Origin of the sequence: Rhodoferax ferrireducens, assembly GCF_031458075.1 — a bacterium.
Taxonomy (GTDB): domain Bacteria; phylum Pseudomonadota; class Gammaproteobacteria; order Burkholderiales; family Burkholderiaceae_C; genus Rhodoferax_B; species Rhodoferax_B ferrireducens_A.
Genome location: NZ_JAVDXT010000001.1, coordinates 481,117 through 508,081, shown reverse-complemented (window position 1 = coordinate 508,081; position 26,965 = coordinate 481,117). Strand labels below are relative to the sequence as shown.

Genomic DNA, 26,965 nt, shown 5'->3' with positions numbered 1-26,965 from the left:
CCAGAGTTCTTTAAGCCGCGAGCTGCGCGTGCATTTCTTGTACCGAGATGACACCGAGGTCGTCCAGGTACTGCATGCCTTCCACCGCCGCTTCGGCACCAAAAATGGTGGTGAAGGTGGTGACGCGGGCCAGCAAGGCCGAAGTGCGGATATGGCGGGAATCGGCGATCGCATTGCGGCGCTCTTCCACGGTGTTGATGACCAGGGCAATCTCGTTGTTCTTGATCATGTCCACGATATTCGGTCGGCCTTCGGTGACCTTGTTCACCACGTTGCAGGCAATGCCCGCCGCCTGGATCGCCGCCGCCGTGCCCTTGGTGGCCAGCAGGCTGAAGCCCAGAGCGGCCAAACCGCGCGCGACTTCCACCGCACGCGCCTTGTCGTTGTTCTTCACCGACACAAAGGCCACGCCGGAACGCGGCAGCTTGGTGCCCGCACCGATCTGCGACTTCACAAAGGCTTCGCCAAAGGTCTTGCCCACGCCCATCACCTCGCCGGTGGACTTCATCTCGGGGCCGAGAATCGTGTCCACACCGGGGAACTTGACGAAGGGAAACACGGCTTCCTTGACGCTGAAATACGGCGGCGTCACTTCCTTGTGGATGCCTTGCGCGTCCAGCGACTGGCCGACCATGCAGCGCGCCGCCACCTTGGCCAGCTGGATGCCGGTGGCCTTGCTGACGAAGGGCACGGTACGGGATGCACGCGGGTTCACTTCCAGCACATAGATCACGTCCTTGCCGTCCACGTTCTGGATGGCGAACTGCACGTTCATCAGGCCGACCACCTTCAGCGCATGCGCCATGGCCGTGGTCTGGCGCTTGATCTCGGTCACCGTCTCGACCGACAGGTAGTAGGGGGGCAAGGAGCAGGCCGAGTCGCCGCTGTGCACGCCGGCTTGCTCGATGTGTTCCATCACACCGCCGATGAACACGCGCTGGCCGTCGCAGATCGCGTCCACATCGCACTCGATGGCGTCGTTCAGGAAGCGGTCCAGCAGTACGGGCGAGTCATGGCTGACCTTGACGGCTTCGCGCATGTAGCGCTCCAGATCGCGCTGCTCGTGGACGATTTCCATGGCCCGACCACCCAGCACGTAGCTGGGACGCACCACCAGGGGGTAGCCCAGGGCAGCAGCTTTTTCCAGCGCTTCGGGCTCGGTACGGGCCGTGGCGTTCGGTGGCTGGCGCAGGTCCAGCGCGTGCAGCAGCTTCTGGAAACGCTCGCGGTCTTCGGCCGCGTCGATCATGTCGGGGCTGGTGCCGATGATGGGCACGCCGTTGGCTTCCAGGTCCAGCGCCAGCTTCAAGGGCGTTTGGCCGCCGTACTGCACGATCACGCCGAAAGGCTTTTCCTTGTCGACGATTTCCAGCACGTCTTCCAGCGTCAGCGGCTCGAAGTACAGGCGGTCGCTGGTGTCGTAGTCGGTGGACACGGTTTCGGGGTTGCAGTTGACCATGATGGTCTCGTACCCGTCTTCGCGCATGGCCAGCGCGGCGTGCACGCAGCAGTAGTCGAACTCGATGCCCTGGCCGATGCGGTTCGGTCCACCGCCCAGCACCATGATCTTCTTCTTGTCGGTAGGCGCGGCTTCGCACTCGCCGCCTTCTGCCTCGTAGGTCGAGTACAAGTAAGCGGTGTCGGTGGCGAACTCGGCTGCGCAGGTATCGACGCGCTTGTAGACCGGGCGCACGCCCAACGCACGGCGGGCATTGCGCACCGCGGTGTCGGTGGTCTTCAGCTGCTTGGCCAGGCGGCGGTCCGAAAAGCCTTTTTGCTTCAGCGCGCGCAGCGTGGCGGCGTCAATGTCCTCCAACGACTTGGTTTCCAACTCCAGCTCGATCTTCACGATCTGCTCGATCTGCACCAGGAACCAGGGGTCGATCTTGGTCAGCGCAAACACTTCGTCCACGCTCATGCCCTGGGCAAACGCGTCGCCCACGTACCAGATGCGCTCGGGACCGGGCTCGCCGAGTTCTTTTTCCAGCACTTCGCGGTCCTGGGTCTTCTCGTTCATGCCGTCCACGCCGACTTCCAGGCCGCGCAGGGCTTTCTGGAAGGACTCCTGGAAGGTCCGGCCCATGGCCATGACTTCGCCAACCGACTTCATCTGCGTGGTCAGGCGCGCATCGGCGGTGGGGAATTTTTCGAACGCAAAACGCGGGATCTTGGTGACCACGTAGTCGATGCTGGGCTCGAAGCTGGCCGGCGTAGCGCCGCCCGTGATGTCGTTGCGCAGCTCGTCCAGCGTGTAGCCGACCGCCAGCTTGGCCGCCACCTTGGCGATGGGGAAACCGGTGGCCTTGGAAGCCAAAGCCGAGGAACGCGAAACCCGCGGATTCATCTCGATCACCACCATACGCCCGTCTTGGGGGTTGATGGAGAACTGCACGTTGGAGCCGCCGGTGTCCACGCCGATTTCGCGCAGCACCGCCAGGCTGGCGTTGCGCAGCAGCTGGTATTCCTTGTCGGTCAAGGTCTGGGCGGGTGCCACGGTGATGGAGTCGCCGGTGTGCACGCCCATGGGGTCCAGATTTTCGATCGAGCAGACGATGATGCAGTTGTCGGCGGTGTCGCGCACCACTTCCATCTCGTACTCTTTCCAGCCCAACAGCGACTCTTCGATCAGCAGCTCGTTGGTTGGCGAGGCTTCCAGGCCGCGCTTGCAGATGGTTTCAAACTCTTCGGCGTTATAGGCGATGCCGCCACCGGTGCCGCCCAGGGTGAAGCTGGGGCGGATGACCGTGGGGAAACCCAGGGTCTTCTGCACGTCCCAAGCTTCCTGCATGCTGTGGGCGATGCCGGAACGGGCCGAGCCCAGGCCGATCTTGGTCATCGCGTCCTTGAACTTCAGGCGGTCTTCGGCCTTGTCGATGGCTTCAGGCTTGGCGCCGATCAGCTCGACTTTGTACTTCTCGAGCACGCCGTTGTGCCACAGGTCCAGCGCGCAGTTCAGCGCGGTCTGGCCGCCCATGGTCGGCAGGATCGCATCGGGGCGCTCCTTGGCGATGATCTTCTCGACCGTCTGCCAGGTGATGGGCTCGATGTAGGTGACGTCGGCCGTGGCCGGGTCGGTCATGATCGTCGCGGGGTTGCTGTTGATCAGAATGACTTTGTAGCCTTCTTCGCGCAGCGCCTTGCAGGCTTGCACGCCGGAGTAGTCGAACTCGCAGGCCTGGCCGATGATGATCGGGCCAGCGCCAATGATCAGAATGGATTTGAGGTCGGTCCGCTTAGGCATTTTTTGTTTTCTCCATCAGTGCGGTAAAGCGGTCAAACAGGTACGAGATATCGTGCGGGCCGGGCGAGGCTTCAGGGTGGCCCTGGAAGCAGAACGCCGGCTTGTCGGTACGGGCCAGGCCTTGCAGCGTGCCGTCGAACAAGGACACATGGGTGGCGCGCAGATTGGCTGGCAGGCTGGCCTGGTCCACGGCAAAACCGTGGTTCTGGCTGGTGATGCTGACGCGGCCATCGTCCAGGTCTTTCACCGGGTGGTTCGCGCCGTGGTGGCCGAACTTCATCTTGAAAGTCCTGGCGCCACTGGCCAGGGCCATGATCTGGTGGCCCAGGCAGATGCCGAAGGTGGGGATGCCGGTTTCGATCAGCTCGCGGGTCGCGGCAATCGCGTAGTCGCAGGGCTCCGGGTCGCCAGGGCCGTTGGACAGGAACACGCCATCGGGCTTCAGTGCCAGCACGTCTTTGGCGCTGGTCTGGGCCGGCACCACGGTGATGCGGCATCCGCGGCTGGCCAGCATGCGCAAGATGTTGAACTTGACACCAAAGTCATACGCCACCACGTGGAAGCGCGGCGCGGTCTGGTCGCCATAGCCTTGGTGCAGCTGCCATTCGGTCTGGGTCCAGGCGTAGGACTCCTTGGCCGACACCACCTTGGCCAGGTCCAGGCCGGCCATGCTGGGTGCGGCCTTGGCGGCAGCCACGGCTTGGGCGATCGCCTCGGGGGTGACGTCGTGGCCAGCGGGCAGCGCCAGGATGCAGCCGTTCTGCGCGCCATGGGTACGCAGGTGGCGGGTCAACTTGCGGGTGTCGAGGTTGGCGATGGCGACCGTCTTCTGCTGGACCAGGTAGTCCGACAGGCTCAGGTGGCTGCGGAAGTTGGAGGCAACCATCGGCAGGTCTTTGATGACCAGGCCGGCGGCATGCACGCGGGCGGCTTCAACGTCTTCCACATTGACACCGTAGTTGCCGATGTGGGGGTACGTCAGGGTGACGATCTGCTGGCAGTAGCTGGGGTCGGTGAGGATTTCCTGGTAGCCGGTCATGGCGGTGTTGAACACCACCTCGCCCACGGTGGAGCCGGGGGCTCCAATGGAATTGCCAACAAAGACCGTGCCGTCTGCGAGCGCCAGGATGGCGGATGGGAAGGTTCCCTGAAGAGACAAAAGCACTGGGTTCTCCGAAATAGTTACGGGTACGCCCAAGCGGTCCAAGAGAAAACTCTTGCAAATGCTCTGGAAGGGGGTTCGGTAGGACCGGCGCTAGGCGTACGTGGATGCGGGAAAGCCCACGATTATATCGCCGCCGGCCAAGGCTCCGACCAAGCGACTGTACTTTCCCCTGGCCTGGCAGCCAGGTTTTACATCTGCTGGCTGGGCGGTGAATCTGCCGGGCGCGGATGCCGCGCGGTTGATCTGCACCGGCAGTCGAGCCGCTGGATAGCAAAAGTTTAAACAAAATCAGCCTCTAGCGCTTATGCATCCAGCGCAGGCAGCTATCAATAGCAGAGCAAGCACTGCATCCCACCGCCACGATTTCACCCAGCCACTCCACATGCAAATACAATTGCGAATTATTCGCATTACTTAAACTGGATTTCCTGCCCTCCCGCGGGCCGCACCATGCTTGCCGCCGAAACCCATTTCCAGGACATTGCCGCGCTCTACCGCCAGCACCATAGCTGGCTGAACGCGTGGCTGCGGCGCAAGCTGGGCTGCTCCGAGCAGGCGGCCGACCTGGCCCACGACACCTTTGTGCGCATCCTGAACGCCCGCGCACCGGCCCAGGGCCTGGCCAGGCTGGACGCGCCGCGCGCCTACCTCAGCACCACCGCCCAGCGCCTGCTGGTCGACCGGGCGCGGCACCTGCGCATCGAGCAGTCGTATCTGGCCGGCCTGGCCGCCATGGCAGGCACGCTGGACGGCGCGCCCTCGCCCGAAGCCGTGCTGATCGCCCTGCAATCGCTGCAACAGCTGAGCGCCGCGCTACAAAGCCTGCCGGTCAAGGGCCGCGAGGCGTTTCTGCTGCACTACCTGGAAGACGCCAGCCAGCCGGTGATCGCCGCACAGCTCGGCGTCTCGGTGCGCATGGTGCAGAAATACCTGGCCCAGGGCCTGCTGCGCTGCCACCAGGTACTGGACCATGGCTAGCCTGTCCATCCCCGACACGGTTGCCGCCCAGGCCGCCGACTGGACGGCGCGCCTGAGCGCCGCAGACCCGCTGGAGCGCGACAACGCCCGCGCCGGCTTTGCGGCCTGGCAGCAGCAAGACCCCTTGCACGCCGCTGCCGCCGAGCGCATGCAACAGGTGATGGACCGCATGGCCAGCCTGCGCAGCGCCAGTGGCGGCCACCCCGGCCCGGCGCGCGCGGCCTTCCAGGCGGCGTTCAACCCGACCAAAAACCCTCCCACTGGCCGCCGGTCCAAGCGCGTGGCGGCCGTGCTGGCCCTGGTCTTGGCGCTGGTGCTGCCGGGCTGGCTGGTGTGGCAGGCCTACCCGCCTAGCTATATCGCGGCCGACCTGCGCACCGGCACCGGCCAGTGGCAGACGCGGACCCTGGCCGACGGCAGCCGTATCACCCTGGGCAGCGGCAGCGCCGTCAACCTGCACTTTGACCCGTAGCGCCGCAGCCTGGTGCTGCTGCAGGGCGAGATCCTGGTCGAAGTGGCCCCCGATGCGCAGCGCCCGTTTGTGGTCGAAACCGCGCAGGGCCGTATCCGCGCGCTGGGCACGCGCTTCAGCGTGGAGTCCCAGCCCGACTCCACGCTGCTGACCATGCTGGAGTCCAGCGTCTGGGTGCAAACCGCGGCGCAAACCGGCAACGAAGGCACTGCCATCGAGGCCGGCCAGCGCGTGCGCATCCGGGCCGACGGCCTGGGGCCCGCCGAGGCGGTGGATGTGCGCAGCGTGCAAGACGCCTGGAAGTTCCACCAGCTGGTGGCCCGCGACCAGCCGCTGCCCGAGGTACTGGACGCGCTGAACCGGCACCGGCCGGGCCGCATCGTCTATGACCGCGCCCAGCTGCAGGACATCCGCATGCTCGCCGTGCTGCCGCTGGACGATACCGACCGCGCGCTGCAACTGCTGACCGACAGCCTGCCCGCGCTGCGCGTGCGCCGCCTGACGCCGTATCTGGTGCTGGTCGATGCACCGAGCCAGCCCTAGCCCCAGGCCCGCCATGCAGACCCACTGCCCCAAATATTTTCGAACACAGGTTCGTGTTTCAGCGTCTCATGCGTCAAGGCAGGGGTACGCGACGAAAAACGGACCGCCAGGCCGCCTGGATGCACACCATCCCCTTCCAGGCACATGCGTTAGCTGGTTCCCGGTTTCGTTTTTTCTACAAAACGGCCACAACGAGGACCTCTCACCCATGCAGCCCCTGACCCCGAACACCGCCCGCCGCCACCCCCTGGCCCTGGCCATCCAACTGGCCCTGGCCGCCACCCTGGCCACCGGCGTGCACGCCCAGACCACCACGCCACCGGCCGCCACGTCCTACGACATCCCGGCCAGCAGCCTGGTCGACGCGCTGAGCCGCTTTGCCCAGCAGTCGGGCGTGGCCATCGCCATCGAGGCCGACAAGCTCAAGGGCCTGCAAACCCCCGGCCTGCGCGGCAGCTATGGTGTGGAAGAAGGCTTTGGCTTGCTGCTGCGCGGCAGCGGCTATGCGCTGGGCAAGACCACCGCCGGCTATCTGCTGCTGCCGGCGCCCCAGTCCACACCATCCCATAGCCCGGCGGCCACACTGCCGGCGGTCACTGTCACCGCCGCGGCAACGCCCGAGGCGCCAGGCCTGCAAGCCCGGCTCAGCGCCGGCGCCCTGGGCACGCGCAGCCAGCTGGAAACACCGCTGTCCACCACGGTGGTAACGCGCGACGAACTGTCACAGCGGCAAATCTCCAAGCTCGGCGATGTGTTCGCCCTGGACGCCGGCGTGACCGACAACAGCGGCGCCTACAGCAGCTGGGCCAGCTATGTGACGGTGCGCGGCCTGGACCTGGACTGGCAAAACGCCTACCGCATCGACGGCAAACCCTTTCTCAGCTACGCCATCACCCTGCCCTACGAGCACTTCGAACAGATCGAGCTGCTCAAGGGCTCATCCGGCTTTCTGTACGGCTTTGGCTCGCCGGGCGGGCTGATCAACTATGTGAGCAAGCGGCCCACCGACGAGCCGCTGCGCAGCATCGAGCTCGGCTACAAAACCAATAGCATCTGGAGCCAGAGCGTCGACCTCGGCGGCCGCTTCGGCAACGACAACAAGCTCGGCTACCGCCTGAATGCCGTCAACGAAAACGGCAAGACCTTCAACGACGGCACCATAGACCGGCAGTCGCTGTCGCTGGCACTCGACGCGCGTCTCACGGCCGACCTGGTGTGGAACTTCGATTCGCTGTACCAAAAGCGCAAGACCGAAGGCCAAGGGCCATCGATCTCGGCCGCGCAACTCAGCGGCAGCAGCCTGCCCAACAGCGTGCTCGGCGACAGCCAGCAGCTTCTCAGCGGCGGCCAGTTCCTGGACACCGATTTCCTGTTCACCTCCACCGGCCTGAAGTACCAGTTCGCCCCCAACTGGACGGCCAGCACCCACTACAGCTACAGCACCTCCAAGCGCAGCCGCAACGAAAGCATCCTGTACCTGCAGGACGCGGCCGGCAACTACAACGAGAACCGCTCCGACACCCGCGAAGGCCACCGTTTCGACCAGTGGCAGCTGATGCTGGAGGGCCAGGCCCGCACCGGCACCGTGGCGCACCAGCTGGTATTCGGCGCCGCCTGGCAAAAGCAGTTGAACGACTACAGCAGCAACGGCGTCTGGGCCACGCTGGGCACGGGCAACATCTTCTCGGCCAACAGCAATAGCTACACCAGCCTGGGCAACCTGAACCTGTACCGCGCGGGCGACATCAGCCAGAAAGCCGTGTTCGCCAGCGACACGCTGAGCCTGTCCGAGCGCTGGTCGGTGCTGGCCGGCCTGCGCCACACCCGCTATGCGCAAAACGACTACAACCTCGACGGCAGCAGCCTGAGCCGCTACGCCGACAGCGTGACCACCCCGACCCTGGCGCTGATGTTCAAGCCGCAGGCCCACACCATGGTCTACACCAGCTACATGCAGTCGCTGGAGCCGGGCAAGACCGTGGGCAGCACCTATGCAAATGCCAATCGGCTGCTGGACCCGCTGACCAGCAAGCAATACGAGATCGGCGTCAAGTCCGAACAGGAGCGCTGGAGCGCCACCGCCGCGCTGTTCCGCATCGAGCGGCCCAGCGAGTATGCGAACGCCAGCAATGTGCTGGTGCAGGACGGCGAATCCCGCTACCAGGGCCTGGAGCTGGGCGCCAGCACCCGGGTCGGCGCGCAATGGCAGCTGGGCGGCAACCTGATGCTGCTGGACACCGCCTACAACAAGGGCATTGCGAACATCGGCAAGCGCGTGGCCGGCGCCCCCGAGTGGATGGCCACCGCCCGCCTCGCCTACAAGGTGGCGCAGGTACCCGGGCTGGACCTGACGGCGGACGCCAAGTTCACCGGCAACGTGATGCTGAATGCCGCCAACAGCGTGCAGGTCGGCGGCCACACCGTGCTGAACCTGGGCGCCAGCTACAGCCTGAACCTCGGCGGCTACGCCACCACCCTGCGGGCCAGCGTCAACAACGCCGCCAATGCCCGCTTCTGGGAATACCAGTACGCCAACTGGATCAAACCCGCGGACCCGCGCAGCCTCAGCCTGAGCGCCCGCTTCGACTTCTGACAAGGTAAACCCCGCATGCGTTCGCTACTCGTTCTCGTCCACCGTTGGTCCGGGCTGTTCATCGCCGGCTTCCTGTTCATCTCGGGCCTGACCGGCGCGGTGATCTCCTGGGACCACGAACTCGACGGGTGGCTGAACCCGCACCTCACCGAGGCCCATAGCGTTGGCCCGGCGCTGCCGCCGCTGGAGCTGGCGCGCCAGATCGAAGCCCGCCACCCGACGGTGCAGGTCGGCTTCGTGCCGCTGGCGGTGGAGCCCGGCCATTCACTGGCCTTCGGCGTCGAACCCCGCGTCGACCCGGCCACCGGCGAACTGTTCCATCCGGGCTTCAACCAGGTGTTTGTCGACCCGGTGACGGGCGCCGAGCTGGGCCGGCGCGAATGGGGCGCGGTCTGGCCGATCCAGAAGGACAACTTCATCTCCTTCCTCTACGTGCTGCATTACAGCCTGCACATGCCGGCCTTCTGGGGCATAGACCGCTGGGGCGTGTGGCTGCTGGGCGTGGTGGCTCTGGTCTGGACGGTGGATTGCTTCACCGGCTTCTACCTGACGCTGCCGCCGGCCAAAACCGGGCCAGTCGGGCCGGCCGCGCCACGCAAAGCCTGGTGGCAGCGCTGGAAGCTGGCCTGGAAGGTCCGCTGGAAGAACGGCGCCTACAAGCTGAACTTCGACCTGCACCGCGCGGGCAGCCTGTGGACCTGGGCGCTGCTGTTCATCGTGGCCTTTACCGCGTTCTCGCTGAACCTGTACCGCGAGGTGTTCTTCCCGGTGATGTCGCTGGTCTCCAACGTCACACCCTCGCCTTTCGACACGCGCCAGCCGCGCCCCGAGAACCAGCCGCTGGTGCCGCAGCTCGGCTACGCCCAGGCGCTGGACGCGGCGCGCCTAGAAGCCAACCAGCGCGGCTGGGCCGAGCCCACGGGTTCGGTGTTCTATGCGCGCAGCTTCGGCATCTACGGCGTGGCCTTCTTCCAGCCCGAGGACGACCATGGCGCGGGCGGCGTCGGCCACCGCACCCTGTACCTGGACGGCCAGGACGGCCGCATCCTGGGCGAGCGCGAACCCTGGAAGGGCACGGCCGCCGACATCTTCGTGCAGGCCCAGTTCCCCCTGCATTCGGGCCGCATCCTGGGCTTGCCGGGGCGCATCCTGATCTCGCTGATGGGCCTGGTGGTGGCCATGCTCAGCGTGACCGGGGTGTATATCTGGCTGAAGAAGCGCCGGGCGCGGGTGAAGGCCGGTGCAACAGCCGCGGTACGCAGCTACCCGGCGTCCACGGCATACAAGTAAAAAGTGGCTCTGGCGCAGGTAGCACCTGCGCCAGCAGCTACGATAACAGTAGCAAACCGGGTATTTAGCGCTGGCCTATGGCCGAAGCGTGCAGGCAGATCGCCGCCGCCGCCGCCACGTTCAGCGATTCCTCGCCGCCCGGCTGGCCGATGCGCACCGCGATCTGGGCGCGCGCCTGCAGGGCCGGGCCCACGCCCTGCCCTTCGTGGCCCATGGCCCAGGCGCAGGGAAAGGGCAGCTTCTGGTCTTGCAGCAGCGCGCCCTGGTGCGAGCTGGTGACCACCAGGGGCACGGCCAGCGCCTCCAGCGCCTCGGGCTCCAGGCCTTCGATCAGCCGCAGGCCGAAATGCGCGCCCATGCCGGCGCGCAGCACCTTGGGACTCCACAGCGCCGCCGTGCCCTTGAGGGCGATGATCTGCTTGAAGCCAAAGGCACCGGCGCTGCGCAGGATGGAACCGACGTTGCCGGCGTCCTGCACCCGGTCGAGGATGACGCTGGCCGCCGTCGGGTCCAGCGCGGTGGCACTGGGCAGGTCGATGACAAAACCCATGGGCGCCGGCGATTCCAGGCTGCTCAGGTCGGCCAGCAGTTTGTCGGCCACTACTATGGTTTTAATAGCTGCTTGCGCATATTGCGCCTGCGCCTGAGGCCAAAAAGACTCTGAAAATACCGCCAACGCCGGCTTCCAGCCGCGGGCCAGCGCGGCCCGGCACAGGTGGTCGCCTTCGAGCCAGACCCGGCCCTGCTTGCGGTAGGCCGTGCTGTCCTGCGACAAGCGGCGCAGTTCTTTCAGCAGCGGGTTGTCGCGCGACTGGATGTGGGTGATGGGGTCGGAGCTCATCGAAGTACCTGCGTTGAACCTAGAGTGCCTTTCATGCTTCGGGACGGCTCTGCCGCCCAAGCATGGAAGTCACGGGGGCAAAAGTTTTTCGGTGCAGCGGGCAGGCGCCATGGGCTTGCAGCGCCGCCAGGTGCGCGGCCGTACCATAGCCCTTGTGGCCGGCAAAGCCGTACTGCGGGTAGTCCAGATCGACCTGGGCACACCAGCGGTCCCGCGTCACCTTGGCCAGGATGGAGGCCGCCGAGATCGCCGGCACTAGGGAGTCGCCTTTGACGATGGCGTCGCTGGTCATGCTCAGCGTGGGCAGGCGGTTGCCGTCGACCAGCACATGGCCGGGCTTGAGGCGCAGGCCGGTGACGGCGCGCTGCATGGCCAGCATGGTGGCCTGCAGGATGTTCAGCTTTTCGATTTCTTCCACGCTGGCTTCGGCGATCGAGCAACACAAAGCCTTGGCCAGGATTTCGTCGAACAGCTGCTCGCGCCGTTTTGCCGTGAGCTTCTTGGAATCGGCCAGGCCGCGGATGGGGCGCAAATCGTCCAGGATCACCGCCGCGGCCACCACCGGCCCGGCGAGCGGCCCGCGCCCGGCTTCGTCCACGCCGGCGACCAGGCCGCGCGGGCTCCAGGCCAGCGGAACCTGTTCAGGCGCGGATGATTTTTTCGATGGCATGGGTGGCAAGCTGGGCGGTATCGCGCTGCAGCGTGTGGTGCAGCGCGGTGAATTTTTCTTCAAGAGCGGCGATTTTCGCAGAGCCCTTGGCGTCCAGCCACTGCAGTGTGGCCTTGGCCAGGGCCTGCGGCGTGGCCGCGTCCTGCAGCAGCTCGGGCACCACAAAGTCGGCGCACAAGATGTTCGGCAGTCCGACCCAGGGCTGCAGCTGCTTGCGCTGCATCAGCTTCCAGGACAGCCAGTGCATGTTGTAGGCGATGACCATGGGCCGCTTGAACAGCGCGGCCTCCAGCGTGGCCGTACCGCTGGCGATCAGGGTCACGTCGCAGGCAGCCAGCACGGTGTGCGACTGGCCGGCGACGATCTGCACGCGCCCGGCCATACCGGCCTGGGCGGCGATGGCTTCGATCCGCTCTTTTAACGAGGGGATCGCCGGCACTACAAATTTAATAGCTGGCCGCGCAGGCAGGATCTGCGCTGCAGCCTGAAAGAACCGCAAAGCCAGGTATTTGATTTCGGACTGCCGGCTGCCGGGCAGGATGGCAACCACATCGTCAGCAGCGTCCAGGCCCAGCTTCTGCCGTGCGGCTGCGCGGTCGGGGTTGAGCGGGATCACGCTGGCCAGCGGGTGGCCGACATAGGTGGCGGCAATGCCATGCTCGGCCAGCAGGGCCGGCTCGAACGGAAAGATGCACAGCACATGGTCGGCCGCGCGGCGGATCTTCTCTACCCGATCCGCGCGCCAGGCCCAGATCGACGGGCAGACGAAATGCACGGTGGGCACGCCCTGGGCCTTCAGCGCGGCTTCCAGACCCAGGTTGAAGTCGGGCGCATCCACGCCGATAAACACCGCCGGGCGCTCTTGCAGCAGGCGTTCGCGCAGCTGCTTGCGGATGTTGATGAGCTCGTACAGACGCAGAAACACGTCCATGTTGTAGCCGTGCACAGCCAGCTTGTCGCTGGGCCAGGCCGCCTGGAAGCCGCGCTTGGCCATCTGCGGACCGCCTATGCCGGTGGATTGCAGCTCGGGCCAGCGCGCGCGCAAGCCGTCCAGCACCAGACCCGCCAGCAAGTCGCCAGAGGCCTCGCCGGCCACCATGGCGATACGGGGAGCGGACATCAGCGGGCGATGCCGCTGACGGAAGAGCCGAGGAAGTCGTCCATCAGCGCGATGTCCGCCGCGGCTTCGGGCATCTGAGCCGTCAGGGCCTGGATCGCGGCACGGGCTTCGTCCAGGGTCTTGCCCTGGCGGTAGATCAGCTTGTGCATCTCGCGGATGGCCTTCAGGCTCGCATCCGAAAAATCGCGCCGCTTCAGGCCCACCAGATTGACTGCGCGTACCTCCAGCGGATGGCCATCCACCACCATGAAAGGCGGTACATCCTTGTTCACATGGCTGGCAAAGCCGACCATGGAGTGGGCGCCGATGCGCATGCGCTGCAGCACGCCAGTGAGGCCACCGATGGTCGCCCAGTCGCCTATCTGCACATGGCCGGCCAGCGTGGTGTTGTTGGCCATGGTGATCTGGTTGCCGAGCTGGCAGTCGTGCGCGACGTGCACGTAGGCCATGATCCAGTTGTCATCGCCAATACGGGTCACGCCGGCATCCTGTACCGTGCCGAGGTTGAAGGTGCAGAACTCGCGGACGATGTTGCGGTCGCCGATCACCAGTTCGGTGGGTTCGCCTGCGTACTTCTTGTCCTGCGGCACTGCGCCGAGAGAATTGAATTGGAAGATCCGGTTGTCGCGGCCTATCGTGGTGTGGCCTTCGATGACACAGTGCGGGCCGACCGTGGTGCCGGCGCCGATCTTCACATGCGGGCCGATCACGGTGTACGGGCCGACGCTGACCGTAGCGTCCAGCTGGGCCGACGGGTCCACCAGGGCAGTAGCGTGGATAGCGGTCACACGCAGTCCTTAGGCGATGGTGCGCATCGCGCAGGTCAGCTCGGCTTCGACCGCCAGCTCTTCACCCACGGTGCCCTTGCCCTTGAATTTGAAGATGCCGGACTTCATGCGCACCAGCTCCACGTCCAGCATCAGCTGGTCGCCGGGTTCGACCGGGCGCTTGAAGCGGGCGTTGTCGATGGCCGCAAAGTAGTAGACGGTATCGTCGTCGGGCGATTTATTCAGCGCGTCAAAGGCCAGCAAGGCGGCGGCCTGGGCCAGCGCTTCCAGCATCAGCACGCCGGGCATGACCGGACGGCGCGGGAAATGGCCCTGGAAAAACGGTTCGTTGATCGTGACGTTCTTGAACGCGCGGATGGACTTGGATTTGTCGATGCTCACCACCCGGTCCACCATCAGAAAGGGGTAACGGTGGGGTAGCTGCTTGAGGATTTGGTGGATGTCCATCATGGTTTTTCTAGGCTCTTCAAATGTTGTTCTAGTGATTTTTCAACCGCTTTCAGGCGGTCACGCAAACTGTGCAGCTGTTTCAGGGAAGCAGCATTCTTTTCCCACTTGCTGTTTTCATCGATCGGAAACATGCCGGTGTAGTGGCCGGGTTGGGCTATGGAACGGGTCACCACCGTGGCCGCAGAAATGTTGACACGGTCGGCCAGCGTCAGATGGCCCAGCACGATAGCCCCGCCGCCCACCGTGCAATGCGCGCCGATGTGGGCGCTGCCAGCCACACCGACACAGCCGGCCATGGCAGTGTGTTCGCCGATCTGCACGTTGTGGCCGATCTGGATCAGGTTGTCGAGCTTGACGCCGTTGCCAATCACGGTGTCGTCCAGCGCGCCCCGGTCTACGCAGGTATTGGCGCCGATTTCCACGTCGTCGCCGATGCGCACCGCGCCCAGCTGCTCAATCTTTTCCCAGGCGCCGGCGTTCGGCGCAAAGCCGAAGCCGTCGGCACCGATCACCACGCCCGCATGCAGCAGGCAGCGCGCACCGACGCTGCAGTCTTCACCCAGGGTGACGCGGGACTTGAGCACCGTATCGGCGCCGATGCGGGCACCGCGCTCGACCACGCACAGCGGGCCGATGCGGGCGCTGGGGTCGATCTGGGCGCTGGGGTCGATCACCGCGCTGGGGTGGATGGCCGGGCCGGCCACGGCAGCGCGCTGGCGCTTCCACAGCTGGGTGACTTTGGCAAAGTAAAGATACGGGGCATCGGCCACGATGCAGGCGCCGCGCGCCAGGGCCAGCGCGCGCTGGGCCGGACCGACGATCACGCAGCCCGCCCGGGAACTGGCCAGCTGCTGCTGGTACTTGGGGTTGCTGAGAAAAGCCAGCTGCGACGGGCCCGCCGATTCCAACGGCGCGATGCCGTCGATACCCAGTGCCGCGTCGCCGTGCAGCTCGCCCCCCAGGGCTTCCACGATTGCGCCTAAACGCAGCGCCATGTTGGAGCCCCCTCTTGGCGAATTACTTGGTGCCGACGCCGTTCAAGGCCTTGATGACCTTGTCCGTGATGTCGTACTTGGGGTTGATGTACACGGCCTCTTGCAGCACGGCATCGTATTTTTCAGTTTCGGCAACCTGCTTGATGACCTTGTTGGCCTTTTCCAGCACTTGTTGCAGCTCTTCGTTTTTGCGGGAGTTCAGGTCTTCCTGGAATTCGCGGCGCTTGCGCTGGAATTCGCGGTCTTGGTCGACCAGCTGCTTCTGGCGCGACGCGCGTTGGCTTTCGGCCAAGGTCGAGGCTTCACGTTCGAACTTGTCGGAGGCAGCTTTCAAGACGGCTCCAGCATCGCTGAGCTCTTTCTCGCGCTTGGCAAATTCTTGCTCCAGCTTGGCCTGGGCCGTCTTGGCCGCCGCCGACTCGCGGAAGATGCGGTCCGTGTTGACAAATCCAACGCGGAACTCGTCTGCCTGCGCGTGTGCCGACAGAAGCATGGCTCCCAGCACAATGCCGGAGCCCCAGTTGCGTAGAAAATTCTTCATTAGAAAGACGTACCTATTTGGAATTGCAAGGGTTGGATTCTATCGCCAGCGAATTTACGCACGGGTTTGGCATAAGCCAAACGCAGCGGGCCCACGGGAGATATCCAGCTCAGACCCACGCCGACCGAAGCCCGCGTTTCGTTGAGGCGTACTTTTTCGGTATCGCCGTACACATTGCCGACGTCGGCAAAAGCGAACAGGCGCAAGGTGCGGTCGTTACCGGCGCCGGGGAATGGCGACTGGATTTCGGTATTCAGGGTGAACTTCTTGGGGCCGCCAATCACCGAACCGGTGACGTCGCGCGGGCCCAGCGTGCCTTGCTCGAAGCCCCGCACCGAGCCCAGGCCACCGCCGTAGAAGTTCTTGAACACCGGGAAGGGATTGCTCCCCAAACCCTTGCCCCAGCCCGCTTCGCCGTTGAAGGCCAAGGTGAACTGCTTGGTCAGGGGCACGTACTGCTGGTACTGGTAGTTGGTACGGGTGTAGCGTGCATCGCCGAAGACACCCAGCTCGCTATTCAGACGCTGGTAGACACCGCTGCTGGGCGCCAAGGTGCTGTCGCGGTCATCGCGCGACCAGCCAATCGACAAGGGTGCTGCCGTGCTGGTGTAGCCGAATTCGGCCGCATAGGCCAGGTAGGCAGCCGGGATATTGGTGCCGGGCTTGATGGTGGTGCGCTCCAGGGCGGCACCGAAGTACACGGTATCCAGCTCGCTGAACGGCACGCCGAACTTCAGGCCTGCGCCCTGGGTCACCAGCTGGTAATTGCCGCCCTGGTCGTTGTAGGGCTTGGTGGCACGGTGGTAGACGTCGATGGAGCGCGAAATACCGCCGGTGGTGAAGTACGGGTCTACCGTGCTGACCACAATCGCCTGGTTGTACTTGCTGGTGTTGACTTCCAGGCCCAGGTAGTTGCCCGAGCCGAAGGCATTTTCCTGCTTGATGCTGAATGACAGCGAAACCTTTTCTGCGCTGGAGAAACCCGCGCCCAGCTGGATGCTGCCGGAAGACTTTTCTTCCACATTGATCTGCACATCGACCTGGTCGGGCGAGCCCGCCACATCCTGGGTTTCCACGCCGACTTCCTTGAAGTAGCCGAGCCGGTCGACCCGGTCGCGCGACAGCTTGATCTTGTCACCGTCGTACCAGGACGATTCGAACTGGCGGAATTCGCGGCGGATCACTTCGTCGCGGGTGCGGCTGTTGCCGGCCACATTCACCTTGCGCACATAGGCGCGGCGCGAAGGCTCGGCCTGCATCACCAGTACCACGCGGTTGGTCGTGCGGTCGATCTCAGGACGGGCTTCGACCTGGGCAAAGGCAAAGCCGAAGCTGCCGAAATTGTCTTTGAAAGCCTTGGTGGTCTTGGCCACCAGGTCGGCGTTGTAGGCCTCACCCGGTTTGATGCTGACCAGCGACTTGAACTCGTCTTCCTTGCCCAGGAAGTTGCCTTCCAGGCGCACCGCGGAGACCACGAAACGCTCGCCTTCGGTGACGTTCAAGGTAATGGAGATGCTTTGCTTGTCCGGAGAAATCGCCACCTGGGTGGAATCGACCTTGAACTCCAGATAGCCGCGCGACAGGTAGTACGAGCGCAGCGTCTCGATATCGGCATTCAGCTTGGCGCGGGTGTAGCGGTCCGACTTGGTGTACCAGCTGAGCCAGCCGCCGGTATCCAGCTCGAACAGGTTGCGCAGCGTGGATTCGCTGAAAGCCTTGGCACCCACGATGTGGATGTCCTTGATCTTGGCCGGCTCGCCTTCGGTGATGGTGAAGGTCAGGTTCACACGGTTGCGCTCCACCGGGGTCACGGTGGTCACCACATCGGCGGCGTACAGGCTCTTGTTGATGTACTGGCGCTTGAGTTCCTGCTCGGCGCGGTCGGCCAGGGCCTTGTCGAAAGGCCGGCCATCGGCCAGCCCCACATCGCGCATCGACTTCTTCAGCACGTCCTTGTCGAACTCCTTGGAGCCCACAAATTCCACGTCGGCAATCGTCGGACGCTCTTCAACCACCACCACCAGCACATCACCGCTGACCTCCAGGCGCACGTCCTTGAACAGGCCCAGGGCAAACAGCGTACGGATGGCCGCCGAGCCCTGGTCGTCGTTGTAGGTATCACCCACACGGAACGGCAAAGAGGCAAAAACAGTACCCGGCTCGACCCGTTGCAGGCCTTCGATACGGATGTCTCTTACTGCGAAGGGGGTGACGGCCCAGGCGGTGTTGGCCGCAAAAACCAGCGCTACGGCCGCAGACAAGGTGCGTAAGCGAAAGCAAGTAAAGTGATTTTTCATGAATTAGGGTGTTGCTGGGCCGGCAGGGCAGCCCCGCGTTTGAGTGTTAGCCAAAGAGGCGGTTGACATCGTTAAACAGCGCAATGGACATCATGACCAAAAGCACCGCACCACCTCCGCGTTGCAGGCGCTCCATCCAGGCGTCGGATACGGATTTGCCTGTCACGGCCTCCCAAAGATAATACAACAGGTGTCCACCATCGAGCATGGGCACGGGCAGCAGGTTCAACACGCCCAGACTAACGCTGATCAGGGCCAGAAACACCAGGTACTGTGTAAAGCCCAGGCTCGCCGACTTGCCCGCGTACTCGGCCACCGACAAGGGGCCACTCAAATTCTTGATCGAGGCTTCGCCAACCAGCATGCGGCCCATCATGCGCAGCGTCAGGCCCGACACCTCCCAGGTGCGCTCGACACCGCGCCAAATGCCGTCCCACACGCCGTAGCGGATGGTCAGCATGGCTGGCGGCGCCCCCACATAGGCGCCAATACGGCCCACCGACTGCAGGCCCTCGGGTTTGGCATCTGGCGTCACGCTCAGGTCCAGCATGCGGCCGTCGCGCTCGATGCGCCAGACCTGGGCTACAGGCTGGCCGTCGATCAGCGACCCACGGATGGTTTCGCGCAGCTGCTGGCCATCGACGATGCGCACCGCACCCACCTGCTGCACCAGGTCACCCCGCTGCAGGCCGGACCGGGCACCCGCGCCGTCGGCGACCAGATCGCCGATCAGCGGGCGGGTCCAGGGGCCGAGCACGCCGATGGTGCGGAACAACTGGGCATCGGCCTCTGCCGCCTGCAGCGTGGCCAGCGGCATCAGCACTTCGCGGCGCGCGCCCTGCTCGGAGGTGACCAGCTCCAGCCGCACATCGCGGCCGTCCAGCGCACCCCGGGTCAGCAGCCAGCGCAGGTCGTCGAACGACATCACCTCGTCCAGGGCCTCGCCGTCCCAGCCTGCGCGGGTCACGGTTTCGCCGCCTTGCACGCCGGCCTTTTCAGCGATGGAGCCGATGCTGGGGCTGGCCAGAATCGCCTTGGGTTCTTCCACCCCGCTCCAGTTGACGATGGCGTACAGCAGCACGGCCAACAGCAGATTGGCCAGCGGGCCAGCCGCCACAATCGCGGTGCGCTTGGGTAAAGTTTGGGTATTGAAGGCCAGATGCCGCTCTTCCGCCGCCACCGGCGCTTCGCGCTCGTCCAGCATCTTGACGTAGCCGCCGAGCGGAAATGCGCCCAGCACGAATTCGGTGGGAGAGCCCTTGGGCTGCCAACGCAGCAACGGACGGCCAAAGCCGACCGAAAAGCGCAGCACCTTGACGCCGCAGGCTACCGCCACCCGGTAGTGGCCGTATTCATGGATGGCGATCAGCAATCCCAGCGCTACGACAAAAGCCACAATGGTCAGCATGGCAATCCTTTATTCAGCGTGCAGGCGGTCAAGCGCGCAGACCCGCCATGGCCTGCAGCGCTGCGGCGCGCGACTGCGCGTCCAACGCCAGCAAATCCTCCAGCGTCTGCGGCTTGGAGGGGCTGACCGCCTCTAAAGTTGCAAGATTGATCTGGTGGATCTGGTCAAAGCGGATGCGCCGGTCCAGAAAAGCCGCCACCGCCACCTCGTTGGCCGCATTCAGCACCGCGCAGGTGCCCGACGGCGCGCGCAGGCTCTCCCAGGCCAGCTGCAGGCAGGGGAAGCGTTGCAGATCCGGCACTTCGAAGGTCATGGCCGCCATCTGCGAGAAATCCAGTCGCGCCGTGCCGCTTTCAATCCGCTCGGGCCAGGACAGGCCGTAGGCAATCGGCACCCGCATGTCCGGCGTGCCCAGCTGGGCCATCACCGAGGCGTCGTGGAACTGCACCATCGAATGGATGATTTGCTGCGGGTGGATCACCACCTCGATCTGCTCGGGCGTGACGCCGAACAGGTACTTGGCCTCGATCACCTCCAAGGCCTTGTTCATCATGGTGGCCGAATCCACGGAGATCTTGCGGCCCATGGCGAAATTTGGGTGGGCACAGGCCTGCTCGGGCGTAACCTCGCGCAGGGTGGCCGGGTCGCGGGTGCGGAAGGGTCCGCCCGACGAGGTCAGCATGATCTTCTCGATGCGCCGCGGCCAGACCGCCGGGTCTTCGGGCAGCGACTGGAACACCGCCGAATGCTCGCTGTCGATAGGCAGCAGCAGCGCACCGCCCTGCTTGACCGCCGCCAGGAACACCTCGCCGCCCACCACCAGCGCTTCCTTGTTCGCCAGCAACAGGCGCTTGCCGGCGCGGGCCGCGGCCAGGCACGGAGCCAGGCCGGCGGCGCCGACGATAGCCGCCATCACCGCATCCACATCGGTATGCGACGCTACCATTTCAATAGCTTCTGGCGCAGACAGTACCTGCGTTGGAAGGCTGTTTTGCTTGATTTTTTCAGCCAGCAACGCGGCATGCGGCGCACTTGCCATCACGGCGAATTTGGGCTTGAACTGCGCACACTGCTGCAGCATCAGGTCCACCTGTGTGGCCGCCGTCAACGCGAAAATTTCAAACCGGCCCGGGTGGCGTGCCACCACGTCCAGGGTACTGGTACCCACCGAACCGGTGGAGCCCAAAATCGTCAAAACCTGTTTCATACCGTCTTCAGCCTACGATGGATGCCAACATCATCGCCAGCGGCAGCGTGGGCAAGAGCGCGTCCACCCGGTCCAACACGCCGCCATGGCCAGGCAGCAGGCCGCTGCTGTCCTTGACGCCGGCGCTGCGCTTGATCAGCGACTCGACCAGATCGCCGACCACGCTCATCGCCGCCATGAACAAGGCGGCCAGCAACAACAGCAAGCCGCTTTGGTGTGCGAGACGGGTGTACAGGCTGGGCACTGGTGCCTGCCAGGCACCGTCGGCCCAGACCCACACCAGGGCCAGCACAACTACACCCAGCATGCCGCCGCACACACCCTCCCAGCTTTTGCCGGGGCTGATGGCGGGGGCCAGCTTGTTCTTGAAAAATTTAGTGCCAAACGCGCGGCCGGCAAAGTAGGCGCCAATATCCGCCACCCAGACCAGCAGCAGCACCGACAGCAGAAAATTGGTGCCGACCACCCGGGCCTGGCAGATCGCCAGCCAGGCAGCCCACAGGGCCATAAAGCCGACCAGGCCACGCAAGGCGCCGGAAATCCGGGCCCAGCCGTCCACACCGCGGCGCAGCAGCCAGGCACCGACCAGCACCCAGGCCGCGCCGACCACGGTCCACAGGGTCGGCGTGTGGGCGGTCAGCAAGCCCATGATCCAGGACAGGGCGCAGGCCAGAACCATCAGCATCGCCAGGCCCAGGGCCTTGGGCTGCGACAGGCCGTTCATCTTGCCCCATTCCCAGGCAGCGGCGGCGATAGCCAGCACCGCCAGCAGGCACAGCGGTTCAGGAGCCGGATAGAACAACGCAGGCAGAAGAAAGGCCAACAAAACGATGGCCGTGATGACTCGTTGCTTCAGCATGGAAGGCGGCTCAGGTAGCCGAAGCAGCCGAGGTGACCTGCTCCGAGGTTTTGCCAAAGCGGCGTTCGCGGCGGCTGTAGACGGCAATCGCCTCGTCCAGCGCGGCCTCGTCGAATTCGGGCCAGAGCTTGTCGCTGAAAACCAGCTCGGAATAGGCGACCTGCCAGAGCAGGAAGTTGCTGATGCGGAACTCGCCGCCGGTGCGGATCAGCAAATCGGGGTCGGGCGAATGGGCCAGGGCCATGGCCCGGTCCATGCTTTTTTCGGTGATGGCTTCGCCGGCAGCAGCCAGCTTTTGTGCAGCCTGGGCGATGTCCCAGCGGCCGCCGTAGTTGAAGCAGATGTTCAGCACCAGCTTGCTGTTCTCGGCGGTCTCCTTCTCGGCTTCCAGCAGGCCGTTGCGGACCTTGTCCGACAGAGCCGACAGGTTACCCACAAAGTGCAGCTGCGCGCCGTTTGCTTTCAGCTTGACGACTTCCTTGGCCAGCACGCTGACCATCAGCGACATCAGGCCGGAGACTTCCTCGGCCGGACGGTCCCAGTTCTCCGACGAGAACGCAAACACCGTCAGCACGCCGACGCCACGGTCCAAGCAGGCCTGGACGCAGCGCCGCAGCGCATCCACGCCCTGGTGGTGGCCGGCCAGGCGCGGCATGAAGCGCCGGTTCGCCCAGCGGCCGTTGCCATCCATGACGATGGCGATGTGGTGGGGAACAGCGGTGGGGAGAGCGGCCATCGGGGCAGTCAGGACAACAGCCTCAAACGGCCATGATGTCGGCTTCTTTGGCGACTACCAGTTGATCCACTTCCGCGATGTGACGGTCAGTGATCTTCTGAATATCGGCTTCCGCACGCTTCTGGTCGTCTTCCGAGGCCAGCTTGTCCTTGACCAATTTTTTCACGGCTTCGTTGGCGTCGCGGCGTACATTGCGCACCACGATCTTGGCGCTCTCGCCTTCGGTACGGGCCAACTTGGTCAGTTCCTTGCGGCGCTCTTCGCTCATCGCCGGCATGGGCACGCGGATCAGGTCGCCCATGGACGCGGGGTTCAGGCCCAGATGGCTGTCGCGGATGGCTTTTTCCACCTTGGCGGCCATGCTTTTTTCCCAGGGCTGGACGCCGATGGTGCGCGAGTCGATCAGCGACACATTGGCCACCTGGCTGATCGGCACCATGGAGCCGTAGTAGTCGACCTGCACGGTATCCAGCAAAGCCGGATTGGCGCGGCCGGTGCGGATCTTGGCCAGGTTGTTTTTGAAGGCCACGATGGACTGATCCATCCTGGCTTGTAGATTGGTTTTAACGTCGGCGATGGTCATATTTTTCTCCTCAAGGACCGGATCAGGCGTGGACCAGGGTTCCTTCGTCTTCGCCCATGACCACGCGTTTCAGCGCGCCGTGCTTGAAGATCGAGAACACCTTGATCGGCAGCTTCTGGTCGCGGCACAGCGCGAAAGCCGTGGCGTCCATGATGCCCAGATTTTGCGACATGGCCTCGTCGAACGACAGGCTGGCGTAGCGGGTGGCGCTAGGGTCTTTCTTCGGGTCGGCGGTATAGACACCGTCCACCTTGGTGGCCTTGAGCACCACCTGCGCACCGATTTCGGCGCCGCGCAAGGCTGCCGCCGTATCGGTGGTGAAAAACGGGTTGCCGGTACCGGCAGCGAACACCACGACCTTGCCCTCTTCCAGGTACTGCAAGGCCTTGGGCCGCACATAGGGCTCGACCACCTGGTCGATGGCAATCGCCGACATCACGCGGGCGGTCAGGCCGGCCTTGTTCATCGCGTCAGCCAGCGCCAGTGCATTCATCACCGTGGCCAGCATGCCCATGTAATCGGCGGTGGCGCGGTCCATGCCGACCGAGCCGCCGGCGACACCGCGGAAGATGTTGCCGCCACCGATCACCACCGCCACTTCCACCCCCAGGCGGGTGACCTCGGCCACCTCTTCCACCATGCGCACGATGGTGTCACGGTTGATGCCGAATTGGTCGTCCCCCATTAACGCCTCCCCCGACAGCTTGAGCAAGATCCGCTTGTAGGCTGGTTGGGATTGGGTCATAGGAGTTCCTCGAATAGATGGATGAAAGTGGAGAATGGTAGGGGCAAAACAGGTCGCTACAGTGTCAGTAGTGCGTCTGCGCGGTTAAGCAGCGGTTTTAGCCGCAGCCACTTGGGCAGCCACTTCGGCTGCGAAATCGTCAACCTTCTTCTCAATGCCTTCACCCACCACAAACATGGTGAACGCCTTCACGGTGGTGCCGGTGGCCTTGAGCATTTGCTCGACGGTCTGCTTGTCGTTCTTGACGAAAGACTGGTTGAACAACGAGACTTCCTTCAGGTACTTCTGCACGCCGCCTTCGATGCGCTTGGTCACGATTTCGTCGGACTGCACAGGCTTGCCGGCGGCCACAGCCACGGCAGCGTCTTCAGCGGCCTTGGCGGCAGCCACCGAACGCTCTTTGGCGATCAGCTCGGCAGGCACGTCGGCGCTGGTCAGGGCCACGGGCTTCATGGCGGCGATGTGCATAGCCACGTCCTTGGCAGCCACGTCGTCACCTTCAAACTCGACCACCACGCCGATGCGCGTGCCGTGCAGGTAGCCAGCCAGCTTGGAGCCAGAGAATTGCTTGAAGCGGCGGAAGGTCATGTTTTCGCCGATCTTGCCGATCAGGCCCTTGCGCACGTCTTCCAGGGTCGGCCCGAAACCGTCTTGCGAGTAGCTCAGCGCACCCAGGGCTGCCACGTCGGCAGGGTTGTGCTTGGCGACCAATTGCACTGCACCTTGGGCCAGGGCCAGGAAGCTGTCGTTCTTGGTCACGAAGTCGGTTTCGCAGTTCACTTCGAGCAGAGCGCCAACGCCGGCATCAAAGTAGCTGGTGACCACGCCTTCGGCGGTGATACGCGAAGCGGCCTTGCCAGCCTTGCTGCCGAGCTTGACGCGCAGCAGTTCTTCGGCCTTGCCCATATCGCCTTCGGCTTCGGTCAGGGCCTTCTTGCATTCCATCATGGGGGCGTCGGTCTTGCCACGCAGTTCAGCGACCATGCTTGCGGTAATTGCAGCCATATATTTCTCCGTCTTCAATAATCAAAAATGTGTAAAAAAAAGGGGGCTTGCGCCCCTCTTTGATCGCAGCGGTACGCCGCGCCATGGGAGCGCTTAGGCTGCAGCAGCCTCGTTCACTTCCACGAATTCGTCGGCGCTCTCAGCCGCTACGGCCTTGACCACGTCGTTACCAGCACTGTTGCGGCCTTCGATGATCGCGTCGGCGATGCCACGGGCGTACAAAGTGACAGCCTTGGAGGAGTCATCGTTGCCGGGGATCACGTAGTCAATGCCTTCGGGCGAGTGGTTGGTGTCGACCACGCCGATCAGCGGGATGCCCAGCTTGCGGGCTTCCAGGATGGCGATCTTGTGGAAGCCCACGTCGATCACGAAAATCGCGTCAGGCAGAGCGGTCATGTCTTGGATGCCGCCAATGTCTTTTTCCAGCTTGACCATTTCGCGGGCGAACATCAGCTGTTCTTTCTTGCTCATCGCGTCCAGACCGGCTTCTTGCTGGATCTTCATGTCTTTCAGACGCTTGATCGAGGTCTTGACGGTCTTGAAGTTGGTCAGCATGCCGCCGAGCCAGCGTTGGTCGACGTAAGGCACGCCAGCACGCTGGGCTTCACCGGCGACGATTTCGCGGGCTTGGCGCTTGGTACCCACCATCAGGATGGTGCCACGGTTGGCAGTCAGTTGCTTGGCAAACTTGGCTGCTTCCTGGAACATCGGCAGCGATTTTTCCAGGTTGATGATGTGGATTTTGTTGCGGTGACCGAAGATGAACGGAGCCATCTTGGGGTTCCAGAAACGGGTTTGGTGGCCAAAATGGACACCAGCTTCGAGCATTTCGCGCATGTTGACGGACATGGAGTTTTCCTTAAGGTTGCGTCTAAAATTCAGTCCGATTTGCCGCTGAAGTCGGGTACCTTGAGTACCTCGCTTCAGAGCAACACCTTGAATGGACTGGTTTGCGATTTGTTTTCCTGCAACAGTCAATACGTGTCTGACCGATCAGCAAAACCCAAGGAGTGTAGCACGCTCCTTCCCACCCCGCCTGGACACCATGCGCCCTGACCTGATTAGCACCCGCCAAAGCCTGTTGTCCCAGCAGAGCCACCCCGCCACCGAAATCGACCACTGCATCGCTGTGGCCCAGTCAGATGCCTGCCGCGCCGCCTTTGTGCAACCCACATTCGACCTCGCCCGGGCCGCCGCCGCGCAGCCAGGCGTGCTCGACACCCCGCTGGCTGGCCTGAGCGTGTCGGTGAAGGACTTGTTCGACGTCGAGGGCCAGGTCAGCAAAGCCGGCTCCACGCTGCTGGCCGACCACGCCCCGGCCCGCGCCGATTGCCCGGCTGTATCCCGGCTGCGGGCCGCAGGCGGTGCGCTGATAGGCCGCACCCATATGGTGGAATTCGCCTTCTCGGGCGTGGGCGTAAACCCACATTTCGGCACGCCTGCGGCCTGGGACGGCCGCTACGACCAGGTCGCCGGCGCGCGCATCTACGGTCCGGTGCCACGGGTGCCGGGCGGCTCGTCGTCGGGCGCCGCGGTGTCCGTGGCCACCGGCGCGGCCTTTATTGGCCTGGGCTCGGACACTGGCGGCTCGATCCGCATCCCGGCCGCGCTGAACGGCATCGTCGGCTTCAAAAGCACGGCCCGGCTGGTGCCCACCGTGGGCGCGATCCCGCTGTCCAGCACGCTGGACACCGTCTGCGCCATGACCCGCAGCGTGCGCGACGCGGTGCTGGCGCATGAAATCCTGGCCCAGCGCAGCGTGCTGCGCAACGACGCGCCGCTGTCCGCGTACCGCATCGCCGTCGCCCAAAGCGGCTTTCTCGACAACCTGGACAGCACCGTCGCCAAGGCTTTCGAGCGCGCGCTGCAGCGCCTGCGCGATGCCGGCGCCACCCTGGTCAACCTGCCGCTGGCCGAAGTGCGCGAACTGACGACCATCCAGGCCACTGGCGGCTTTTCGGCCGTCGAGGCCTATGCCTGGCACCGCCCCATGCTGGCACGCGGGCCCAGCATCCGCTCGACCTACGACCCCCGGGTGCTGGCGCGCATCGAGCGCGGCGCGCAGATGCGGGCTTTTGAATACATGGAGCTGGTCGAAGCCCGCCGCGCCTGGATAACCAAGATGGAGCTGGCGCTGCAGGGCTTTGACGCCGTGGTCTCGCCCACCGTGCCCATCGTCGCCCCGCCCATCGCCAACGTAGCGCCCGGCGTGGCCCGCGACGACGCGTTCTTCCACGCCAACGGCCTGCTACTGCGCAACCCCAGCGTGGTCAATATGCTGGACGGCTGCGCGATCTCCCTGCCCTGCCACACCGCCGACGAACTGCCCGTCGGCCTGATGCTGTGGCACGCCGGCCTGCACGACGACAGCCTGCTGAACATCGCCCTGCAAGCCGAGAAAGCACTACAGTTCTGATAGCTTGCTGCGCAGGTTCCAT

The 26,965-nt window shown here is 64.4% G+C and carries 24 protein-coding genes; 6 read left to right on the top strand and 18 right to left on the bottom strand.

Annotated features, from left to right (window positions below):
- Positions 1-10: 10 nt before the first annotated feature.
- Together carB and carA are read right to left on the bottom strand one after the other, a co-directional pair.
- The gene (carB, locus tag J2X19_RS02450; protein WP_310370310.1) at positions 11-3,241 is read right to left on the bottom strand and encodes a carbamoyl-phosphate synthase large subunit; all 3,231 of its coding nucleotides are present in this window, start codon (positions 3,239-3,241) and stop codon (positions 11-13) included.
- On the bottom strand, positions 3,234-4,406 hold the full coding sequence (gene carA / locus J2X19_RS02445) for a glutamine-hydrolyzing carbamoyl-phosphate synthase small subunit (RefSeq protein WP_310370309.1): 1,173 nt from the start codon (positions 4,404-4,406) through the stop codon (positions 3,234-3,236). Before carA ends, carB begins: the two co-directional genes overlap by 8 nt.
- Positions 4,407-4,856: 450 nt before the next feature.
- Here carA and J2X19_RS02440 point away from each other — a divergent pair, with 450 nt between their 5' ends.
- From J2X19_RS02440 to J2X19_RS02420, 5 genes are all read left to right on the top strand, one after another.
- Positions 4,857-5,384, top strand: coding sequence for a sigma-70 family RNA polymerase sigma factor (locus J2X19_RS02440; RefSeq protein ID WP_310370307.1), 528 nt, complete (start codon positions 4,857-4,859; stop codon positions 5,382-5,384).
- On the top strand, positions 5,377-5,856 hold the full coding sequence (locus J2X19_RS02435; protein WP_310370304.1) for a DUF4880 domain-containing protein: 480 nt from the start codon (positions 5,377-5,379) through the stop codon (positions 5,854-5,856). Before J2X19_RS02440 ends, J2X19_RS02435 begins: the two co-directional genes overlap by 8 nt.
- Positions 5,857-5,868: 12 nt before the next feature.
- A complete protein-coding gene (locus J2X19_RS02430; RefSeq protein ID WP_310370303.1) occupies positions 5,869-6,399 on the top strand; it encodes a FecR family protein in 531 nt (176 codons plus the stop codon).
- A 208-nt stretch (positions 6,400-6,607) separates the two neighbouring features.
- Complete coding sequence (locus tag J2X19_RS02425; RefSeq protein ID WP_310370301.1) at positions 6,608-8,992, top strand: TonB-dependent siderophore receptor; 2,385 nt, start codon at positions 6,608-6,610, stop codon at positions 8,990-8,992.
- 15 nt (positions 8,993-9,007) lie between these two features.
- Positions 9,008-10,282 (top strand): PepSY-associated TM helix domain-containing protein, encoded by a 1,275-nt coding sequence (locus J2X19_RS02420; RefSeq protein WP_310370299.1) that lies wholly within the window; start codon positions 9,008-9,010, stop codon positions 10,280-10,282.
- Positions 10,283-10,346: 64 nt separating this feature from the next.
- Here J2X19_RS02420 and J2X19_RS02415 read toward each other — a convergent pair whose 3' ends face one another.
- From J2X19_RS02415 to rpsB, 16 genes are all read right to left on the bottom strand, one after another.
- Complete coding sequence (locus tag J2X19_RS02415) at positions 10,347-11,123, bottom strand: TrmH family RNA methyltransferase (protein ID WP_310370297.1); 777 nt, start codon at positions 11,121-11,123, stop codon at positions 10,347-10,349.
- Positions 11,124-11,154: 31 nt separating this feature from the next.
- Positions 11,155-11,793, bottom strand: a complete 639-nt coding sequence (gene rnhB, locus J2X19_RS02410; RefSeq protein WP_310370296.1) for a ribonuclease HII — start codon at positions 11,791-11,793, stop codon at positions 11,155-11,157.
- Positions 11,765-12,913, bottom strand: coding sequence for a lipid-A-disaccharide synthase (gene lpxB / locus J2X19_RS02405; protein WP_310370294.1), 1,149 nt, complete (start codon positions 12,911-12,913; stop codon positions 11,765-11,767). The genes rnhB and lpxB overlap by 29 nt, the downstream gene beginning before the upstream one ends.
- Entirely contained in the window at positions 12,913-13,701 is a 789-nt protein-coding gene (lpxA, locus tag J2X19_RS02400) for an acyl-ACP--UDP-N-acetylglucosamine O-acyltransferase (RefSeq protein WP_310370292.1), read from the bottom strand. The genes lpxB and lpxA overlap by 1 nt, the downstream gene beginning before the upstream one ends.
- Before the next feature lie 9 nt (positions 13,702-13,710).
- Positions 13,711-14,151: a 3-hydroxyacyl-ACP dehydratase FabZ gene (fabZ, locus tag J2X19_RS02395; RefSeq protein WP_116606077.1), complete on the bottom strand. Its 441-nt coding sequence runs from the start codon at positions 14,149-14,151 to the stop codon at positions 13,711-13,713.
- Positions 14,148-15,146 carry a UDP-3-O-(3-hydroxymyristoyl)glucosamine N-acyltransferase gene (gene lpxD / locus J2X19_RS02390; RefSeq protein ID WP_310370289.1) on the bottom strand — a complete coding sequence of 333 codons (999 nt, stop codon included), beginning with the start codon at positions 15,144-15,146 and terminating at the stop codon, positions 14,148-14,150. The genes fabZ and lpxD overlap by 4 nt, the downstream gene beginning before the upstream one ends.
- Positions 15,147-15,168: 22 nt before the next feature.
- Positions 15,169-15,687 carry an OmpH/Skp family outer membrane protein gene (locus tag J2X19_RS02385; RefSeq protein WP_310370287.1) on the bottom strand — a complete coding sequence of 173 codons (519 nt, stop codon included), beginning with the start codon at positions 15,685-15,687 and terminating at the stop codon, positions 15,169-15,171.
- Positions 15,687-17,984: an outer membrane protein assembly factor BamA gene (bamA, locus tag J2X19_RS02380; RefSeq protein ID WP_116606074.1), complete on the bottom strand. Its 2,298-nt coding sequence runs from the start codon at positions 17,982-17,984 to the stop codon at positions 15,687-15,689. The genes J2X19_RS02385 and bamA overlap by 1 nt, the downstream gene beginning before the upstream one ends.
- Before the next feature lie 46 nt (positions 17,985-18,030).
- Positions 18,031-19,392, bottom strand: coding sequence for an RIP metalloprotease RseP (gene rseP, locus J2X19_RS02375; RefSeq protein ID WP_310370284.1), 1,362 nt, complete (start codon positions 19,390-19,392; stop codon positions 18,031-18,033).
- Between the two features lie 28 nt (positions 19,393-19,420).
- A complete protein-coding gene (gene ispC, locus J2X19_RS02370) occupies positions 19,421-20,599 on the bottom strand; it encodes a 1-deoxy-D-xylulose-5-phosphate reductoisomerase (RefSeq protein WP_310370282.1) in 1,179 nt (392 codons plus the stop codon).
- Positions 20,600-20,606: 7 nt separating this feature from the next.
- Entirely contained in the window at positions 20,607-21,458 is an 852-nt protein-coding gene (locus tag J2X19_RS02365; protein ID WP_310370280.1) for a phosphatidate cytidylyltransferase, read from the bottom strand.
- 10 nt (positions 21,459-21,468) lie between these two features.
- Positions 21,469-22,194 (bottom strand): polyprenyl diphosphate synthase, encoded by a 726-nt coding sequence (uppS, locus tag J2X19_RS02360; RefSeq protein ID WP_116606070.1) that lies wholly within the window; start codon positions 22,192-22,194, stop codon positions 21,469-21,471.
- Between the two features lie 22 nt (positions 22,195-22,216).
- Positions 22,217-22,777: a ribosome recycling factor gene (gene frr, locus J2X19_RS02355; protein WP_092757947.1), complete on the bottom strand. Its 561-nt coding sequence runs from the start codon at positions 22,775-22,777 to the stop codon at positions 22,217-22,219.
- A gap of 22 nt (positions 22,778-22,799) precedes the next feature.
- On the bottom strand, positions 22,800-23,522 hold the full coding sequence (gene pyrH / locus J2X19_RS02350) for a UMP kinase (protein WP_116606069.1): 723 nt from the start codon (positions 23,520-23,522) through the stop codon (positions 22,800-22,802).
- 84 nt (positions 23,523-23,606) lie between these two features.
- The gene (tsf, locus tag J2X19_RS02345; protein ID WP_116606068.1) at positions 23,607-24,527 is read right to left on the bottom strand and encodes a translation elongation factor Ts; all 921 of its coding nucleotides are present in this window, start codon (positions 24,525-24,527) and stop codon (positions 23,607-23,609) included.
- A 93-nt stretch (positions 24,528-24,620) separates the two neighbouring features.
- Positions 24,621-25,376 (bottom strand): 30S ribosomal protein S2, encoded by a 756-nt coding sequence (gene rpsB / locus J2X19_RS02340; RefSeq protein WP_092757950.1) that lies wholly within the window; start codon positions 25,374-25,376, stop codon positions 24,621-24,623.
- Positions 25,377-25,572: 196 nt separating this feature from the next.
- On the opposite strand from rpsB, the gene J2X19_RS02335 reads away from it, so the two are divergent.
- Positions 25,573-26,943, top strand: coding sequence for an amidase (locus tag J2X19_RS02335; RefSeq protein WP_310370273.1), 1,371 nt, complete (start codon positions 25,573-25,575; stop codon positions 26,941-26,943).
- Positions 26,944-26,965: the final 22 nt, after the last annotated feature.